The sequence below is a fragment of the Paenibacillus litoralis genome (assembly GCF_046244365.1).
In the GTDB taxonomy this organism is placed as follows: domain Bacteria; phylum Bacillota; class Bacilli; order Paenibacillales; family NBRC-103111; genus Paenibacillus_V.
On record NZ_CP176395.1, the window covers coordinates 5,573,900 to 5,591,553 of the forward strand.

Annotated in this window: 14 protein-coding genes; all 14 read right to left on the reverse strand. The window is 54.9% G+C overall.

Going from position 1 to position 17,654, the window contains the following annotated elements:
* Nucleotides 1-115 precede the first annotated feature (115 nt).
* The 14 genes from ACKGJP_RS23660 to ACKGJP_RS23725 all read right to left on the reverse strand — a co-directional run bounded on the left by ACKGJP_RS23660 (nt 116) and on the right by ACKGJP_RS23725 (nt 17,358).
* Nucleotides 116-1,345 (reverse strand): CapA family protein, encoded by a 1,230-nt coding sequence (locus ACKGJP_RS23660; RefSeq protein ID WP_409341257.1) that lies wholly within the window; start codon nt 1,343-1,345, stop codon nt 116-118.
* Between the two features lie 466 nt (nt 1,346-1,811).
* Nucleotides 1,812-2,126: a DMT family transporter gene (locus ACKGJP_RS23665; protein WP_409341258.1), complete on the reverse strand. Its 315-nt coding sequence runs from the start codon at nt 2,124-2,126 to the stop codon at nt 1,812-1,814.
* Nucleotides 2,123-2,464 carry a DMT family transporter gene (locus tag ACKGJP_RS23670; protein ID WP_409341259.1) on the reverse strand — a complete coding sequence of 114 codons (342 nt, stop codon included), beginning with the start codon at nt 2,462-2,464 and terminating at the stop codon, nt 2,123-2,125. Before ACKGJP_RS23670 ends, ACKGJP_RS23665 begins: the two co-directional genes overlap by 4 nt.
* A gap of 53 nt (nt 2,465-2,517) precedes the next feature.
* The gene (locus tag ACKGJP_RS23675; RefSeq protein ID WP_409341260.1) at nt 2,518-3,105 is read right to left on the reverse strand and encodes a TetR/AcrR family transcriptional regulator; all 588 of its coding nucleotides are present in this window, start codon (nt 3,103-3,105) and stop codon (nt 2,518-2,520) included.
* Nucleotides 3,106-3,197: 92 nt separating this feature from the next.
* Nucleotides 3,198-4,346: a galactonate dehydratase gene (gene dgoD / locus ACKGJP_RS23680; protein WP_409341261.1), complete on the reverse strand. Its 1,149-nt coding sequence runs from the start codon at nt 4,344-4,346 to the stop codon at nt 3,198-3,200.
* Nucleotides 4,347-4,352: 6 nt separating this feature from the next.
* Complete coding sequence (locus ACKGJP_RS23685; protein WP_409341262.1) at nt 4,353-5,168, reverse strand: carbohydrate ABC transporter permease; 816 nt, start codon at nt 5,166-5,168, stop codon at nt 4,353-4,355.
* On the reverse strand, nt 5,168-6,046 hold the full coding sequence (locus ACKGJP_RS23690) for a carbohydrate ABC transporter permease (RefSeq protein ID WP_409347238.1): 879 nt from the start codon (nt 6,044-6,046) through the stop codon (nt 5,168-5,170). Before ACKGJP_RS23690 ends, ACKGJP_RS23685 begins: the two co-directional genes overlap by 1 nt.
* Nucleotides 6,047-6,163: 117 nt before the next feature.
* Nucleotides 6,164-7,495: an ABC transporter substrate-binding protein gene (locus ACKGJP_RS23695; protein WP_409341263.1), complete on the reverse strand. Its 1,332-nt coding sequence runs from the start codon at nt 7,493-7,495 to the stop codon at nt 6,164-6,166.
* Nucleotides 7,496-7,696: 201 nt separating this feature from the next.
* Nucleotides 7,697-8,632, reverse strand: coding sequence for a DUF4434 domain-containing protein (locus tag ACKGJP_RS23700; protein ID WP_409341264.1), 936 nt, complete (start codon nt 8,630-8,632; stop codon nt 7,697-7,699).
* Between the two features lie 42 nt (nt 8,633-8,674).
* The gene (locus ACKGJP_RS23705; RefSeq protein ID WP_409341265.1) at nt 8,675-9,748 is read right to left on the reverse strand and encodes a hypothetical protein; all 1,074 of its coding nucleotides are present in this window, start codon (nt 9,746-9,748) and stop codon (nt 8,675-8,677) included.
* Between the two features lie 113 nt (nt 9,749-9,861).
* Nucleotides 9,862-14,052 carry a DUF4855 domain-containing protein gene (locus tag ACKGJP_RS23710; protein ID WP_409341266.1) on the reverse strand — a complete coding sequence of 1,397 codons (4,191 nt, stop codon included), beginning with the start codon at nt 14,050-14,052 and terminating at the stop codon, nt 9,862-9,864.
* A gap of 48 nt (nt 14,053-14,100) precedes the next feature.
* A complete protein-coding gene (locus ACKGJP_RS23715; RefSeq protein ID WP_409341267.1) occupies nt 14,101-14,985 on the reverse strand; it encodes a carbohydrate ABC transporter permease in 885 nt (294 codons plus the stop codon).
* Complete coding sequence (locus tag ACKGJP_RS23720; protein WP_409347239.1) at nt 14,985-15,893, reverse strand: carbohydrate ABC transporter permease; 909 nt, start codon at nt 15,891-15,893, stop codon at nt 14,985-14,987. The genes ACKGJP_RS23715 and ACKGJP_RS23720 overlap by 1 nt, the downstream gene beginning before the upstream one ends.
* A 103-nt stretch (nt 15,894-15,996) precedes the next feature.
* Nucleotides 15,997-17,358, reverse strand: coding sequence for an ABC transporter substrate-binding protein (locus ACKGJP_RS23725; RefSeq protein ID WP_409347240.1), 1,362 nt, complete (start codon nt 17,356-17,358; stop codon nt 15,997-15,999).
* Nucleotides 17,359-17,654 lie beyond the last annotated feature (296 nt).

A 17,654-nucleotide genomic window follows, 5' to 3' on the forward strand; every position in this document is an offset into this window, starting at 1 on the left:
CGGCATGCTAGCACAACTTGATTGTACACATCCGTTTTCGTTTCGTCAAAGCTTACGCGATAAAAGCTACTAACATGCCTATAGCCGAAGGCAGGTTTTGCTCCGATTCGTTCCATTAGTCAACGATAGTCAATTCGGGGAGCGAGCTTAGCATTGATTCCTTGATTCTCTTCCAATGCGGAGCCAGACGTTTCGCGTCTTCTTCGCTTACCAGATGGATAGGAATGACTTGATAACGGCGAAAATTCTCATATTTATTATAAGTGGGAATGAATGCGGGGTCTTTCAGTTCAATCGACGAACCGGCGGAATCGGTTGTTTTGATCACGCGAATTTGGGCGATTCCTCCGATCAGTTGTCTTACTTGATCCTGTGCGGACAAGAAATTGCCGAGCGAATACATGACAAGACTTCGTTTGCCGTCTTCGCGCGGCAGCCAGACGATGGGCTGCAGCACATGGGGATGCGTTCCGACGATGATGTCTGCGCCCCAATCCGCTAGCCTCCGGGCCAGCGCCTTCTGCGCTTCGCTTGGAACCGTCTCGTTTTCTTCGCCCCAGTGAGGAGAAACCACAACGACGTCGGCCTTTTTTCGGGCCTCCTCAATATCCCGCTTGATCGTGTCTTCATCGAGAAGATTGACCAAATACGGCTTATCGCGCGGAACGGGAATGCCATTCGTGCCGTAGGTGTACGCGAGGAACGCAAAGGTAATGTCATTCTTCGTCAAAGTTCGGATCGTATCCCGGTCTTCCTGCGATACGAAGGTACCGGTATACGGCATGCCGATCTTTCGCCAGTGCGCAGCCGCGCTTACAATCCCTTTCTCCCCCATGTCCATAGCATGATTGTTCGCCGTAGTCACGAGCGATATGCCTATGCTGGCGAGAGCGTCGCCCACTTCGTGCGGACTGTTGAACAGCGGATAGGAGGATAGCCCCAGCTCGCTCCCGCCAATAACGGTTTCCTGATTCGCAATCGCGATATCGGATCGCTCCAGCAAATCCTTCACCTCTTTCAGCATCGGCTTGAAATCATAAGAACCGTCAGGTTTTGACGCATCTTGGTATACCGTATTATGAATCAGGATGTCTCCGATCGCCGAAAACGTAACGGAATGGACAACGGGAGCCGGGGATGGTAAAGGTGATGGTGATGGCAACGGCGGCGCAGACGAAGGAGTCGGCGCTTGTGTAGGCTGCTGCGTCTCGGGCGGACCGGCGGATTGCGAAAGGGACGTAGGAGAAGGTGTGCCACTCGGCGATTGTCCGCCGCCGCAACCGGCCAGCATGAGTCCAAAAAGCACGAGCACTGCCGAGCACATCGTTTTTCTGCTTCTTTCCATGATCGACCTCCTTCCGCCTGCTATGGAGCGTTCACCATTTCCGGACTTTTTAACAATGTATCCTAAAGGATGCCCTGCATGATCCCTATTCGAAAATATGACGAGGTATTCGGCAAAAATAACCGCGAGCCGCGAGCCTATTATCAACCGAAAATCGGCAGTCGATTCTGTAAGGTTATTGGTAAACGACGGAAAGGTCCAAGGTTCCGCAGCAAGCGGGCCGCCGGTATTAGAGGTTGTTTAAAAAGTCCCCTTTTGATAACGAAGCAGAACAGTGGGTTATTCGACATCGAATCTTGCATTCATCCGGTAACTGTGGTACTCACGTAGGTTTTGCCTACGCTCCGTGTCCTCGTTCCTCGGATTCATCCAACCTTCTCGGTTCTGAAAAGTGGCCTTTTTAAACACGCACTATTAATGAAAAACGCCGCTCTCCTTTGAAGAAAGGAAAGCGGCGTTCCCGCGTTTAGGCAAGCAGCTTCAAGCCGATAGCGGACGATAAAATCATGGCGATAAACAATACCCGGACCCACTGCTTCGGCTCTCCGAAAAGCAGCATCCCGGCAAGTGCCCCGCCGGCCGTTCCGATACCGGTCCAGACCGCATAGGCCGTCCCCATCGGAATTTCGTTCATCGCCAGCGACAGCAGCAGGAAGCTGACCGCAAAGCCGCCGATTAGGACGCCGAACGATTTCCATGAACGTTTTTCGTTTACTTTTTGAATGCCGATCACGCCAACCACCTCGCCGAGCCCGGCAAAGACGAGAAACAACCAGCTCATGCCGTTTCCCCCTCCTCGTCCTTCGACTTGGTTACCATCTTGAGACCGATGACGCCGGCCAGCAAAATAAGAATAAACAATACTTTCGTCCAGCTGAACGGCTCTCCGAATACGATCATTTCCATGATAACCGTGCCTGCGGTCCCGAGTCCGGTAAATACGGCGTACACCGTTCCGACCGGCAGCACGCGCGTGGCGCGTATCAACACGTCGAAGCTTATTGCGATAAAAACGATCGTCAGCAGCCATTCCCACCATGCCGAGGAATGCTTGAGACCCGTTACCCAAGCGACCTCCATCACGCCGGCGCCGATAACCATCAACCAGTTGCGATTCATGCTGCTCCCCTCCCAAGGTAAGCAGGCGTAACCTTTCTATTTGTCGGTCCGCCTTACTGCCGAATGTCCAATCCCCGCCAGTACAACGTCCACGCCGATTCCAGACGCTTCGAGTACCGGTCCTTGCCTCCGTACATCAGTTCCACCAGCAAACCGTCGAGAAGACACAGGAAGGCTACGGCCGCCTGATTGGCCTTCTCTCCGTCCCGCTCCTTCCGGAATGACGGAGCCTTCTCGAAAACGGCGACTAGCGCCTCCTCGATCTTGTCCAAATATTCGTCATACATCGAATCCAGCGTGTCGCCTTGCAGCGAGGCCGGCGGAAAAAACATCATCCGCATCCAAAACTTCATCGCGCCGTCGCCTTCGAACCGCTCCTTGAAGTGAGCGATCAGCCCAAGGAGGGTCCTGTCCAGAAGCGCATCCTCGAACCGCGACAAGCAATCGGCGACAGACTCGATTTCCCGCTGCGCGACATCGCTGAATATGCCCAGAAACAGCGCCTCTTTGCTCTTGAAATGTGCATAGATCGAAGGCGTCCTTATGCCGACGTCCGCCGCGATCTGCGAAAGTGACGCGCCGTCGTATCCGTGCTTGGCAAAATGGACGAGAGCTGCTTCTTTAATACGGCTGGCTGTCATGTTCTTCACCACCTAACGAACGTTAGTTAGGTATACTATCTCACAACCTATATGGGATGTCAACGGCATTTCGATAAAAATTCGGTGTTCGGTTACCACTCCGCAATCGTTCCGTCCTCTTGACGCCACACCGGATTCCGCCATTGATGGCCTTCCGCCGCCATTTCCCGAACCTTCGCTTCGTTAATCTCGACACCGAGCCCCGGACCGGTCAAATTCGCGACAAAGCCGTTCCGGTATTCGAAAATCGCCGGGTTGACCAAGTAATCGAGCAAATCGCTCCCTTGGTTATAATGAATGCCTAGGCTTTGCTCCTGAATGAAAGCGTTCGGCGTACAAGCGTCGAGCTGCAAGCAAGCCGCTAGCGCAATCGGTCCGAGCGGACAATGCGGCGCGACAGCCACATCGTACGCTTCCGCCATCGCCGCTATTTTACGCGTCTCGAGAATGCCGCCTGCATGGGACAAATCCGGCTGGATAATATCGACCACGCCTTGCGCAAGCAGCTCTTTGAAGCCCCAGCGCGTATACATCCGCTCACCGGTGGCGATCGGGCAGCTCGTATAGCGGGCGAACTCCGCCAGCGCCTCGTTATTCTCCGGGAGCACCGGTTCTTCGATAAACATAGGCCGGAATGGCTCAAGCTCTTTGGCCAGCACTTTAGCCATCGCTTTATGTACGCGGCCGTGGAAATCGATGCCGATGCCGATCTCCGCTCCTACCGCGTCGCGGACGGCCGCGATACGCGCCACCGCTTGATCGACTTTCGCGAACGAGTCGATGTAGTGCATTTCTTCCGTTCCGTTCATTTTGACCGCCGTGAAGCCCGCTTCGATTTGCCGCTTGGCAGCGTCGCCGACGTCGCTCGGCCTATCGCCGCCGATCCAGCAGTAGACGCGAGTCCGATCGCGGCAAGCTCCCCCAAGCAAATCGTACACCGGCGCTCCGTAACATTTCCCTTTAATGTCCCAAAGCGCCTGCTCGATGCCCGACATCGCGCTGCACAGCACCGGCCCTCCTCGGTAAAACGCCCCCCGGTACAGCACCTGCCAAATATCCTCGATCCGCATCGGGTCTTTACCGATCAAATAATCGGCCATTTCCAGAACGGCCGCTCGCACGGTATCCGCCTTGCCTTCGACGATCGGCTCTCCCCAGCCGGCGATGCCTTCATCCGTATCGATCTTGAGGAACAACCAGCGCGGCGGCACTTTAAACAATTCCAGTTTCGTTATTTTCATCGATCGTCATCCTTTCACGGCGCCCGCAGCTAGACCGCTGACAATATACCGCTGGGCGACGAGAGCGATAATCAGCACCGGAAGCGTAATGATGCAGGCGGCTGCCATGAGCGCGCCCCAGTTGATTTCCGAATAGGACATAAAATTGAATACCGCGATCGGCAGCGTCTTCGTTTTGTCCCCGGCTAAGATGATGGAGAACATGAAGTTGTTCCACGAGAAAATGAACGACAGCAGCGAAGACGTAATGACGCCGGGGCCGGAAATCGGCATAATGATCCGCAGAAACACCTGATGCCGCGTACAGCCGTCGATCAAGCCCGATTCCTCGATTTCGACCGGCAGCGCTTCGAAGAAAGAGATCATGATCCAGATAATGAACGGAAGGCCGACAAGCATATGGCTCAGAATCAGAGCCGTGTACGTATCGACCAGATTGATCTTGGAGAACAGGATGAACCATGGAATCAAGAAGGTGATCCCCGGAATGATCCGCGCTACAAGGATAACGAGCCCGAGCTGCTGCAGCTTGTATCTGGCGATCGCATAGGCGGCCGGAAGTCCCAGGACGAGCGACAGCACGGTCGACCCGACGGCGACGATAAAGCTGTTGACGATAAATTTCATGAAATCGTATTCTTGAAAAACGCTCGTATAGTTATGTCCCGTCGGCTTGAAAAACAAAAAGTTGCTCGTCGACATGATTTGCGCTTGCGTCTTGAACGAGGCGAGCAGCATCCATAGGAACGGAAAAGCGAATACGAACAGAACGACGAACGTCAAAACGGCCATCGTCGTCCTGCCACCCTTTTTACGCTTCATTACACGGCCTCCAATCGTTTGCGAACCCAGATCATCAACAGCGTTAAAGCCATAACCAAGGCGAAGAAAATAACGAGCAGCGATGAAGCCATTCCCAGCTTAAAGTACTGGAAGCCGAGCACGTAGCCGTACAGATTGAGCGTCTCCGAAGCAAAATTCGGTCCGCCCTGAGTCGTCGCATAGATGATATCGAATGTTTTCAGAACGTCGATTAGCCTCAGCATGGCCGCAACGATAATCGTGGGCCTCAGGAGCGGCAGCGTAATGGCGGTGAACTTCGTCCAGGCGGAAGCCCCGTCGACGTCAGCCGCTTCGTACGGATCGCTTGGCAGCGTCGATAGTCCCGCCATAATAATAAGCGAGATCATCGGCGTCCATTCCCAAACGTCGATGACGATAAGAGACGGCAGCACTTGGCTCGGGGAAGCCAGCCAGAGCAGCGGCTTCAGGCCGAGCGATTTCAGCAGCGTGTTGGCTACGCCGATAGAAGGCTCGTAAATGAGCAGCCAAACCAGACCCATCGCGACGGGCGTGGCGACCATCGGCAGCAGAAATACCGTCTTCACCAGATTTTTGCCAATAAACTCGCGGTTCAATAGAACGGCAATGGCGATCCCGAGCACGGTTTCGAAAATAAGCGCGACGAACGTAAAATAAAACGTCGCCCTCGTAGCGTGCCAAAACCGACTGTCATGAAAAAGCGCCACGTAGTTTTCGAGTCCCACCCATTTCGGCGGAGTCGTCGCGGACATGCTCCATTCGAAAAAGCTGATCCGCAGCGTATACACGATCGGAAACACCATCATCAAGAGGACGAAAAGAACGGCCGGCAGCGTGTATACCCATTTGAGATTGCGGTCAAACCAGTTGTATCCCACTTGCTTCATCCTTTCGCTGGCACCGATCGGGATAAGCGGGAGAGCCTCCTGTCACCCTCTACGCAACGCGCGAAAAATATGCCCTGGAGGCTTACTCTCCCTTCCGATACCCGTTCGTTACTTGGATTTATCTTTGTCGATAATGGTTTGCAGCGCTTTATTGGCGCTTTCGGCGGCGGCCTGCACGTTCGAATCGCCGTTCATGATCTTCTGCACGACTTCGCCGACGGCATCGCGCGCCTCGCCGACGCTGATGACGACCGGACGGTCATGATCGACGCCGACATTCGACGATTCCTTAATAATCGGAACAAGCTCGGACGGGAATCCGGTTACGCCCTCCGCTTTGTCCCATACGGTCATACGCGCGCCGGGGTTGCCCTGCTGCTGCGTCTTCAGCACGATATCCTTCGAGGTCGCCCATTTGATAAATTCCCAAGCCGCATCCTTATTGGCCGCCTTGGCGTTGACCGCAAGCGCCCATGAAGTAATGCTGTAAGGCTTGGATCCGGCTTTGCCGCCCGGAAACATGGCGAACCCGACTTTATCGGCTACCGTCGACTTTTCCTTATCGGTAACGTTCTTATAGAGGGAGTTGGCGTCCGTCATAAAGGCCACTTTCCCCTGCGCGTATATGCCGAACGCTTGCGGCCAGGACATGTTCAGCACGCCCGGAGGACCGTAATCCCTTAAAAGCGTCCCGTATGTGGTAAACGCCTTGACCGCTTCCGGCGTATTGATTGTAGCCTTATCCCCTTGCATGTAGTCCGCTCCCTCCGAATACAGGAACGAAGACAATTGAGTGACGAGCGGGGAACGCTGGCCGCGGGCGACGAAACCGTACATTTCGTTTTTGGGGTCATGCAGCTTCTTGACGGCCGCCGAAAGCTCATCAAGCGTTTTCGGAACGGCGATGCCCGCTTTCTCGAGAAGATCCTTCCGGTAATATAAAATTTCCTGTTCGGTAATAATCGGAATGCCGGCAAGCTTCTGGTCGACGGTTGTCGAACCGATCGCCGATTTGGAGAAATCCGCGAAATCGTAGGCCGCGTCCTTGTTCGAATACTCGTCAAGCGGATGCACCCAGCCGTTCTTGTAAAACAGCTTGCCTTCCTGCAGCGGACGGTACATGAAAACGTCCGGAGTCGCCGAGCCCGATGTGAACTGAACGGTCAGCTTCTGCGTCAACTGATCCTCGAAGAAGCTTTCGACTTTCACCTTCATGCCGGTCTGCGCTTCGAAATTCGGGAGCAGCGCTTTGATCGCCTCGCCCCATGGATGGTTCGCCGTTACCAGCGAGACCGTTTTGCCTTGAAACGGCTTCGCTCCCCCGGCCTGATTCGCGTTGTCCGCGCCTTCCTTCGGTTTATTCCCGCAACCGCCGGCAACGGCTGCCGCAATCGCAAGCGTCAGTGAAACGCTCAGGCCCTTTTTCCAATGATTGATCACTCTGGCTCCTCCTTATGCTTGGTTTGGTTTATGCAGCCGGGCGGTCGCCGCAAGCCGCAATTTTTCCCGTAGTCGATAAATCGCATGCATTTCATAGACTCCCTTTATTCGCTTCAAAATAATCGCGTCCGCATACGAAAAAGGGCTGCCCGAAGTAGGAAATCTACTCCAGACAGCCCGATATGGCGGAAGCTTCTCCCGTTACAGGAGTCCTAAACGTTTCATTTCGGCAGCGTATGCTTCGTACAGCCCGATTGACGATTCGTGCCCCGCATGCGCCGTCGAACCCGGCTTGTTCATCATGCCCAGGTATTGGTAGCACAGCACCTTGTCCGCATATTTCGATAAAATGGCCAACTGCCGCTCGACTCGCTCGAATGCCCCCGGCATAAGAACCTTGCCTTGAAAGCGGAACAGCTCCAAATCCGCCCAAAGCGGCTTCCCGGCCTTGTCATGCGCCTCCCGCAGCCGAACGAACGTCTCCTCTACCGCAGCGAAGGACGTACGGTCAACGCCGATTTCGTCCTGGTAAGCGATATAATCGACTTCAAGCGCACGAAGCTGACTGACGAAACGGTCGTCCCCGTTAATGGAACGGGTCCCATACGGCGCGATCATCACCTTATGCGGTCCGATCTTGCGGCAGTAGCCGGCCAGCTCGTTGGCATACGAAATATACTCGTCGGGAAAGTAAGTGAAAATCGCGGCCTCGACCGGAAAATACCAGCCGGCGAACGAACGGTGATGCCCGTAGCGCTGCACAAGCTCGTCGGCCACCTTAAACCGCAAATCGTTCTTGTCGCCGCGAGTCGATAAACTGCCCATAATCGGGGTCGTAAAGAAGCCCAGCCCCAAATAGAAGGAAAGCCCCCTGCTGTCCCCTGCCGCAAGCACCGCTTCTAACGGATCCCGACAAACGAGATCCCAGCGCCAAGGAATCGCCTCCGATGGGTAGAAGGACTTCCCGTGCAGGGCAACGTTAAGCAAAACGAACGTGTCCATGCCGATTTCGGCCATTTCTTCGATTTTGGCTGTCCAGTCGTCCGCCGTAAATTGCTGGGTCGTGGCATTCCACGTATCCCCTTCGTAGGGATTCGGATGATAAAAATCGAACCAGGTGCCGCTAATTGCTTTCATCGGTTTGCTTCCTCCATTCCTATCCGGAAAACCAATCGTCCTTTACTCTTCCATAGCCATCCGATCCAGAATCAAATACGAAACCGTCGCCGCAAAGCCTGCCGCTTTCCGGAACGTCGTCGTCACGGGAGAACGTTCGGGATCGTCCGTCTTTACTTTCGACTGAAACAGGCCAAGTCCTTCTCCGGCCAGCCTCTCGTTAACGGCCCGCAGCCGCTCCGTAACATAGGTTTCCGCTTCGGGAATATCCGGGAATTGCACGTAAGCCAAGCAGATTTCCCAGACGCTGGCCCAATCCCGGCACCACCATGGGGCTTCGTTGTCGTCATCCGGCTCCCGTTTCATCGCCTCCAGCATCGTAAGCGTCGCCGCTTCCGCGATTCGCGTCCACCGCCGCGCAAGCTCGGGCTGCAAATGCTTGACCGAAGAGGCGCCGAACGCGACGATCGTCGCCTGATAGCTGACGCTGTTGCCCATCCCGACGGTGCCGTCCCAATATTCGGTATACGGCCACCAGCCGGGGCTATTTCGTCCGAAACGGTCGGCCAAATGCCGAAAGGTTGCTTCCAGCCGGCGCAAATAAACTTCGTTTCCGGAAAGCTCATAGGCTCTGCCCCATGCATGAGCGGCATACATGTCGCCGTTCAGGACATCATGGCCTTTGGCATCCGGACGCTTATAAACGGCTCCCGGATTTTCGGCCGCCACCTGCGTCAGCAGGTAATCGGCCGCAAGCAGCAGGCTCCGTTTGGCAGGCTCGCTGCCCGTAATACGGTGAACGTGATACAGGCTGTTCGCAATTGCTCCGATTTCGGCGATGTCGACGGTCTGCGGCTCTCCCTTCTTCACGTAGAACGGCTGTCCGAAAGCCCCGTTCGGAAGCTGTCTCGATTCGACGTTCGCCGCAAGCTTCTCCGCGATTGCATATCCGTCGCCGCCGTGCAGCAGCCCATCCAGGGCAAACAGGCAAGCGGCTTGCCCGACGGTGCAGCAGCTCGCCCTGTCCCCAAGCTCTTCGTCCCAAACGGTCAAGCCGACGCTTTCGGGATCTTCCTGCAATAAGCCGATGAAATACGGCTTTATTTTAGTAATGATAGAAGCAATTTGTTCGTTCATGGCCGTTTCTCTCCCGTTTTCGAAAATAGCCCGGCTCACCGCGTACGGTTGCCGGGCCGACTTCCGTTTCTCTTGTTTGTTGGTCCGCTCTTCGAACAAGAGCTGTCTCGAAGCTATTCCGTCAACGCTTGATGATCCTTGCTGCCGGACCATGCCTCTATGAGCGCATTGGCATCGGCATCCAAAGCCGTTCTGGCTGCATCCGAGATGTAATCCTTCTGAGGCTTTCGCTCTCTTTCCTTCTCCTGCTTCGAATCGTCAAAATCCTTTTTGGACGGCTTATGCAGCGTCTTCAAGAAGTCTTTCATTTCATCTGCCGCATCCTTCGTTTTTCCTTTCGCCAAATCCTTTTTGGCATGCTCGAGATGCTTGTCGAGCTTCTCCTTCAGCGATTTGCTCAGTTCGTCGGAAGAATCGTACCGGTCCAGCAGCTGCTCCATGGATGCAAGGCTTGTTTTCACGGTAACGCGAATCGTCCCCTGAGACTGATTGCCCGCCCGGTCGGTCACCGTGATTTGGATCGTATGCATGCCGAGCTTGCCGGCCCAGTCGATCTTCGTCCCGAAGGCATATGGTTTGCCGTCCACCGTTACGGTTTGCTCCGCTACGCCCGAGAGCGAATCCTCCGCCTGCAGGGCCAGCGTAATCAGCTTGCCGTCGAGGATTGTCGCCCCTTCGGCAAGCGGGCTGCCGTTCGCTTTCAAGATATACGAAGGAGCAGTTCGGTCAATCCAAACGTCGGCGCGTTTAACGGTTTCCGAATTGCCTGCCCGATCGACGCTGTAGTAGGTGACGGTATGCTTGCCTTCCTGGCCGATCGCCGCTTGCGTCCCTTCCTCTGAAGGTTCGCCGTCGACGCCAATATATGTCTTCGCAACGCCCGACAAATCGTCGGTCGCTTGCAGTCTTACGGTCTGCTCGGTGCGATGCCAGCCCGGAGCCGCATCGTCCGTCGTTACGGGAGGCGTATGATCGGGAAACGCCGGATAAGTGCCCTTGATCGATGCGTACATCTTGTCATACACTTCCCGCTGGGTTTCTACGGCGCTTGCTTGAGCTAGCTGGAGCGTATCGGTCCCCATGTACCAGGCGCGCACCGAGTTGTTCATATATCCCGCGGTAACCCCTTGGTCCAAATAGCGCAGAAACTTTTGCCTGTCCGCTTCAACCGTCAAGCCGTTCCAGTGAATTTCCATCTCGACCCCGAGTCCGAAACGCTTGGCGAGGTTTGCCGCCTCGGTCGGTCTCGTATCGGGGCTTTCAAAGAATGCATAATTCGGCTGCATAATAGCATAATCGAAGCCTAGCGCCTTCCATTTGTAGAAGCCGTTCGCTTGATAGAACGGGATCCAATAATTCATCTTGCCGTTCTGATGAATATAGGCGTTTAGCTGCTGAAGCAAGCTTTCTTCGGCATTGTTCGGCAGCACCTCGATCGACTCGCTTAGCCAGTAAAATCCGTCGAAGCGCAAATTCGGATAGCGCTGCGGATCCCATCTTTGCAAAATCTCATCGACGTACCATTTCACCGCGGCCAGCCGATTGGCGAGCGCTTGCTGCTCCCCGATGCCGGAAGCGTTAAAGCTTAGCGCGTTGCCGTTTACCGTGCCGAAGTTCGTCTGTGCGGTAAGCGGCTTCGGAATGGAGATCTTCACTTTAGCCTTGTAGCCCGGCTGATTCAGAGCCGCTTTCGCTTGACCGGCGGCTTCGTTCAAGGCCGCAAGCTGGTTCGTCCCGTCGAACAGGAAATCGATGTATTCCTGCCAATCCGTCTTGTTCGCCGATGCGGCAGCCGTAGTCGCGGACACGTACGATCTTCCGCTTGAGGCGGTTGCGTACGGCAAGAACGTGAACGAATCGAACAGCATATCCTTGATTTGCCCGTCCCGGTTCATGTAAGCGACGGCCGGCAGCAGCTTTTCCGCAGTTTTGGATTCCTGAATCGTACCGTTCGTGTGCCAGCCGGCGTAGATCAGGTAGTCATTGCGGGTTCCCCAAGTCTGATCGGAGCCCGGAGCGGGGAATGCATTGAATTCTTTATACGGATCCTCGTAACCGAGATCGGGCGCCACGACGGCACCGTCTGCGATACCCTTCCGTCCGTTAACCTCCACCTCGTCGACGAACGCCCAAACCGATACGTCGAAGCCGATCTTCACTTGGTTCGCAATGTAATGCAAACCGCTCAGCTTGAATGCCTTATGCTTGGCGTCAATCGTCTCGATATTCGAAGCCGGTACGCTCCCGATATACCGCCAAGTTTGCCCGCCGTCGTCGGATAGCGAGAAGCTGACGTTCGAAGGCATGCCGATGCCTGCTGCGGCGTCCTGCATCACCCTCATGCTCACTTCGTTAACGGTTGACGTTTGGCCGAGGTCGATGACGAGATTTCTGCCGATATTCCGGTAGAAATCGACGTATTTGTCCCGGTTTTTGTTCCAATCCCCGTTGCCGAACACATTATCGGTCAATCGGCCGAGCATGGCCTTTTCTTTGACCGTCTGCGGCTGATCTCCGGAAATCAGGCTAAGAACGGGCATTTTGCCGTAAGCGAGATTGGATGCCAGCTGCTCCGGCGTTTTGGGGAATGTGCCCTTGACCGATTTGTACGTCACTTCATAAATATCGCGCTGGGCCGGAACGGTGCTGTTATAGGCGTCCTGGAGCGTCAAATTGCCCAAGTACCAGCCTCTGACGGAATCCTTCATATAACCCGCGGTTGTCCCTTGGTAGACGTATTGATAGTACTTTTGACGGTCCGTCTCGTTCACTATGTTGCGAAGCTCCATTTCGATGCCGAGACCGTAGCGCTTCGCGAGTACGGCGGTGTCGGTCGGCCTCGTGACCGGGGCGGCATCCTGGAACGCATAATTCGGCTGCATGACCGCATAGTCGAAGCCGTAATATTTCCACTTCTCGAAGCCCGATGCCTGGAAGAAAGGAATCCAGTGAACGATTTTGTTCTGCTGGTGAATATAAGCGATTGCCTGCATGACCAAACTCTCTTCGATATTGTCCAAGTAATAATGAACCGACTCGTCGAGCCAGTAAAAGCCGTCCAGTCTCAGGTTCGGATACTTGGCCGGATCCCACCGCTGCAAAATTTGATCGACATACCATTTCACGGCCTTGACGCGGTTCGCGAGCGCCTGCTCGTTGCCAACATCGGCTTGGTTGAAATTGAGGTTGACGCCGTCGATTACGCCGAATGCGTTTTGCGCGCCGACCGGATTCGGGATGGCAATCTTGACTTTGCCTTGATAACCCGGCTGGTTCAGAGCGGCCTTGGCCTCACCGACCGCCTCGTTCAAAGCGGCGAGCTGATAGGTGCCGTCAAACAGGAAATCGATATATTCCTGCCAGTCCTGTTTGTTGGACACTTGATTTGCGGTTGCGCCGCTTTTGAAGATGAGGGACCGTCCGCTCGAAGCCGTCGCATACGGCAGGAATGTAAACGAATCGAACATCATGTCTTTGATCTGTTTGGCCGGGTCGATATACGCGACCGCCGGGAGAAGCATCTCCTTCGTTTTGTCATGGCGAACGGTACCGTTCGTATGCCAGCCGGCATAGACCAGGTAATCGTTGACCGCCCCTCTCGTCTGCTCGGAGCCCGGAGCGGGATACGCATTGATTTCCTTATACGGGTCGAAGTCCCCTCCTGCCGGAATCGTCGCCCCGTCTACGATCCCTTTTTTGCCCATGATCTGCAGTTCGTCGGCGAATATCCATACATCAACGGGGAAGCTGATCCGAACCTTGCTTGCCTGGTAATTCAGACCGCCGAGACGGAATACCCCCGCTTTCGCGTCTACTTTATCGACTTGGTCTGCCGCCACGGAGCCCAAGTAGGTCCACGTTTGGCCGCCGTCGTTCGACAGCGAGAAGCCTACGCTTTGAGGGAAATAGATGCCGGCGCTTGCGTCCTGCATCGCCCGGAAGTTCAGCTCCTTCACCGTGGAAATCTCACCCAGGTCGATCACCAGATGCCGGCCGATATTCCGGTAAAAATCCACGTAAAGCGTACGGTGACCGTTCCAGTCGCCATCGCCCAGAACGCCGTCTGTCAGCCTGCTTGCCATGGCCGCTTCCTTGGCCGTTTGCGCCGCATCCCCTGAAATGAGCGAGACGGCGGGTGTTTTGCCCGAGGCCAAATTGTCGTAATACACATTCTCGTAGACGGAACCCGTAACCGCAGGCGAGCCCGCTTCCGCCAAAGCCGTTCTCCCGGCGAGCGCCGGCGCAATAAGCGTAAACAAGACGGCTGCAACCAGCCATTTGGACAGGAGTACTTTATATCGCATGCATCAAGCTCCTTTTCACCTAGCGAGTGAACTTGCTTACAAGCCGGATCATTTAAACCCGGTTAACGTAATACCCTGAATAAATCTGCGCTGCACGAAGAAATAAAGGACGATGATCGGAACGGTAAACAAGGCGGAGGCGGCCATGAGCGGCCCCCAGGATACCTTGTATTCGCCGATGAAAGCGCGCAGGCCGATCGACAGCGTCCACATTTTGGGATCGTTCAAATAAAGCAGCGGCCCGAGAAAATCCCGCCACTCGTTGAGGAAGGCGAACAGCGCGACGGAATAAAGCGCCGGTCTGGCCAGCGGAATGATAATCTGCCAATACATGCGAAATTCGGAGGCGCCGTCGATTTTGGCGGATTCCGATATCTCGTAAGGAATGCTCATGAAGAACTGGCGCAGCAGGAAAATGTAGAACGGGATGCCGAACAAGTTCGGCAGGATGATCGGCCAATACGAATCGACCATGTTGAACTTGTTGAACATGACGTATACCGGAACCATCGTCGCCTGCGCCGGCAGAATCATCGTTGCCATCATGACCAGGAAGATGAAATTCCGGCCTTTGAAACGCAGCCTCGAAAGCCCGTATGCGACAAGCGGAGCCGAAAACAGCTGCCCGATCACGGCGAGGATGCACAGAAACACCGTATTCAGCGTATATCTCAGAAACGGAATCGTCTTAACGGCGCCGACATAGTTGGACCATTCGATCTTCGACGGAAACCAAACGGTCGGAATCGCGAAAATTTCGTCGTTCGTCTTGACGGACGTCAGCATCAGCCAGTAGAAGGGCAGCAGGAACAAAATGCCGACGATCCCCAGCAGCAAATGCGGCAGCACCGATTTGCGCAGGACGACTCCCAGGCTCCTGCTCTTCCTCGCTTCCGGCTGCGGCCGAACGGACGGAACGGAAGCTTCCCTCATTATTTTTCACCCCCGTAGTACACCCAGCGTGCGGACGTCTTGAATACGACCAAGGTCAAGGCAAGCACGAAAATGAACAGCATCCACGCCATCGCCGACGCGTAGCCCATATTCAGGAACGAGAACGCCGTCTGGTATAAGTAAATGGCGTAGAACAGCAGCGAGTTGCCCGGGCCGCCGACGGATTGCGACGCTTCCGCGAATACGATCGCTTCGGTGAAATATTGGAACGTACTGATGAGGCCGATAATCAGAATAAACAGCGTTACCGGCGAAATCGCGGGCAGGGTAATGTTCCAAAATTTGCTCCACTTGCCGGCTCCGTCGATTTCCGCCGCTTCGTAATACGTCTGCGGTACGTCCTGCAGGGCGGCCAAATACATGACCATGTTCGTGCCCGTCCCCCAGAAGCCCATCAGAATGATCGCAGGCTTCGTCCAATTCGGATCGATCAGCCAGTTCGGCTGGATGAGGCCCAAATAACCGAGAAGATCGTTGACGAGCCCGTATTGCGCGTTAAGCAGCCACATCCACAGCAGCGAAATCGATACGGACGGGACCAGCGTTGGCAGGAAGTAGATCGTTCGATAGATCGATTGCCCGCGCACGTTCATGTTGAGCAGCAGCGCCAAGGCGAGCGCGAAAGCCACATGCGGCAGCAGCCCGACGACGACAAGATAAACCGTATTGTAGAGCGACATATAAAATTTTTCGTCTGCGAACAACGCGGTATAGTTTTCCAACCCCACCCATTCGGGAGCGGAAAACAGGTTATACTCCGTCAAGCTGTAAATGAACGACATGATCGTCGGGTACAGCTTGAAAATCAAGAAACCGACCGTAAAGGGACTCGTAAACAAAAGGCCGACGAGTATCGCCTTCCGTTCCCGTTTTTTGATGCCCGTCATGTTCCGGCTCAGGTCAGCCAAAGTCTTCAGCCTCCTTTCCTTGCAACTCTGCATGGAGTAGAGGACGGGCGGCCTCTCAGCCGCCCTCCCCGCTCATGCCGCACTATTTCTTCGCTTTGTCGGCGAGCGGCTGAACCTTCTCGGCGACTTTATCCATCGCTTCTTTCGGGCTCTGCTGCCCTTTAAGCGCTTTCTCCGTTTCCTCGGACAAAAACTGCAGGTATTGGTTAATGTAAACGTTGTTCGGGAAGCCCTGCAGGTTTTTGCTTTTCGCTCGATCGTAGAAATCCCACAGCGTCTTCAGCTGTTCGTTCTTTTTGAGACGGTCGTCGTCAAGCACCTTGGTCAGCGTCGGGATTACTTTAGAGGCCGTTGCAAATTCCACTTGCGCGTCGGCGCTCATCAAATATTGCACGAACTCCCAAGCCGCTTCCGGATTTTTGGCCTTCTTCGGAATAAAGACGGCGCGCGGTGATACGAGCCCCGCTCCTTTCAAATCCGGCCGGTCCTTCGGATAAGGGAACGGCGCAATGCCGAGCGGGCCGTCCGCTTTCCGCTCATCCGGGAAATTGTATTCCCAGCCGATCATCATCGCCATTTGACCGGTCAGCAGCGGATCCTGCGGCGTTCCCCGCTGGCCGAGCCCCGACCGGAACTTGCCGATCGCGTCGACGCCGAATTCCTCGTAGTACTTGCGCTGATAGGCGATCGAATCGACGTTCTCCTTTTTATTCGGCGTAACTTTGCCGGTCGCTTCGTCCACCCAGGATCCGCCGAATACGAGCGGCCAGAACACGTTGTCGATCCACGGGTAGTCGGGTAAGAAGCCCATATTCGTCAGATTGCCGTTCGCATCTTTCTTGGTCAGTTTCTTCGAGTACTCAAGAAGCTGTTCGAGCGTTTCCGGCGGCCCGGTCAGGCCCGCGTCCTGGAACGCTTTCTTGTTATACATCAGCGTGCTGCCCATACTCATCGTGAACGGCACGCCGTAATATTTGCCGTTAACCTTCATCCGATCCATAGCCGAAGGAATGACGGCAGCCGGGTCGAACTTATCTTTCTTGAAATACGGATCCAGTTCGAGAATCGCGCCGGCGTCCGCCCATGGGCCGAGGTTGTTCCAGAACGTAAGCGCCACGTCCGGCGGATTGCCGCCCGATATCGCCGTAAGCTGCTTGGTCGCGTCCTGGTTGCCGAGCACCTTAACCGTAATCACGTCCTGCTTCTTGTTGAACGCCGCAACCTGCGCTTCGATCGGACCGGAATCCTTCTCCGACCATACGTGCCAGAACGTAATTTCGACCTTCTCCTTCGGCTTCTCCGACGGCTTGACAGAAGCTGCCGCGGACGGCGATGCGGAAGGACTTGCCGACGCCCCTTTCGAATCGGTATTGCTGCTGGAACATGCCCCCAAAACGGATAGCGCGAGCACAGAGGAAAGCATTGGGGTTACCGCTTTTTTCATTTTACTCAACCGAACTACCTCCCCAATCAATTTTTGATGCCCCTACCGAAAACCACATGCTTACTCCTTGCAAACCTTTAGGCTCATGGCCCTTTCGGCATCCCCCCTCTCATTGACGTTCGCCGGATTCTAGAAGTCTTTGACGTCTTCTAAACCTAACGACTAAGACCTCAAGGACTGCTAATTTCCGCTTCGAATGCCTACAATTAAAATGTAACCGTTTACACACGCCGTCAGGAAGATCCGGTACGGCTTCGCATACCCCCTCCCCCGGATTGCTCCGGGGAAAAGGCTCT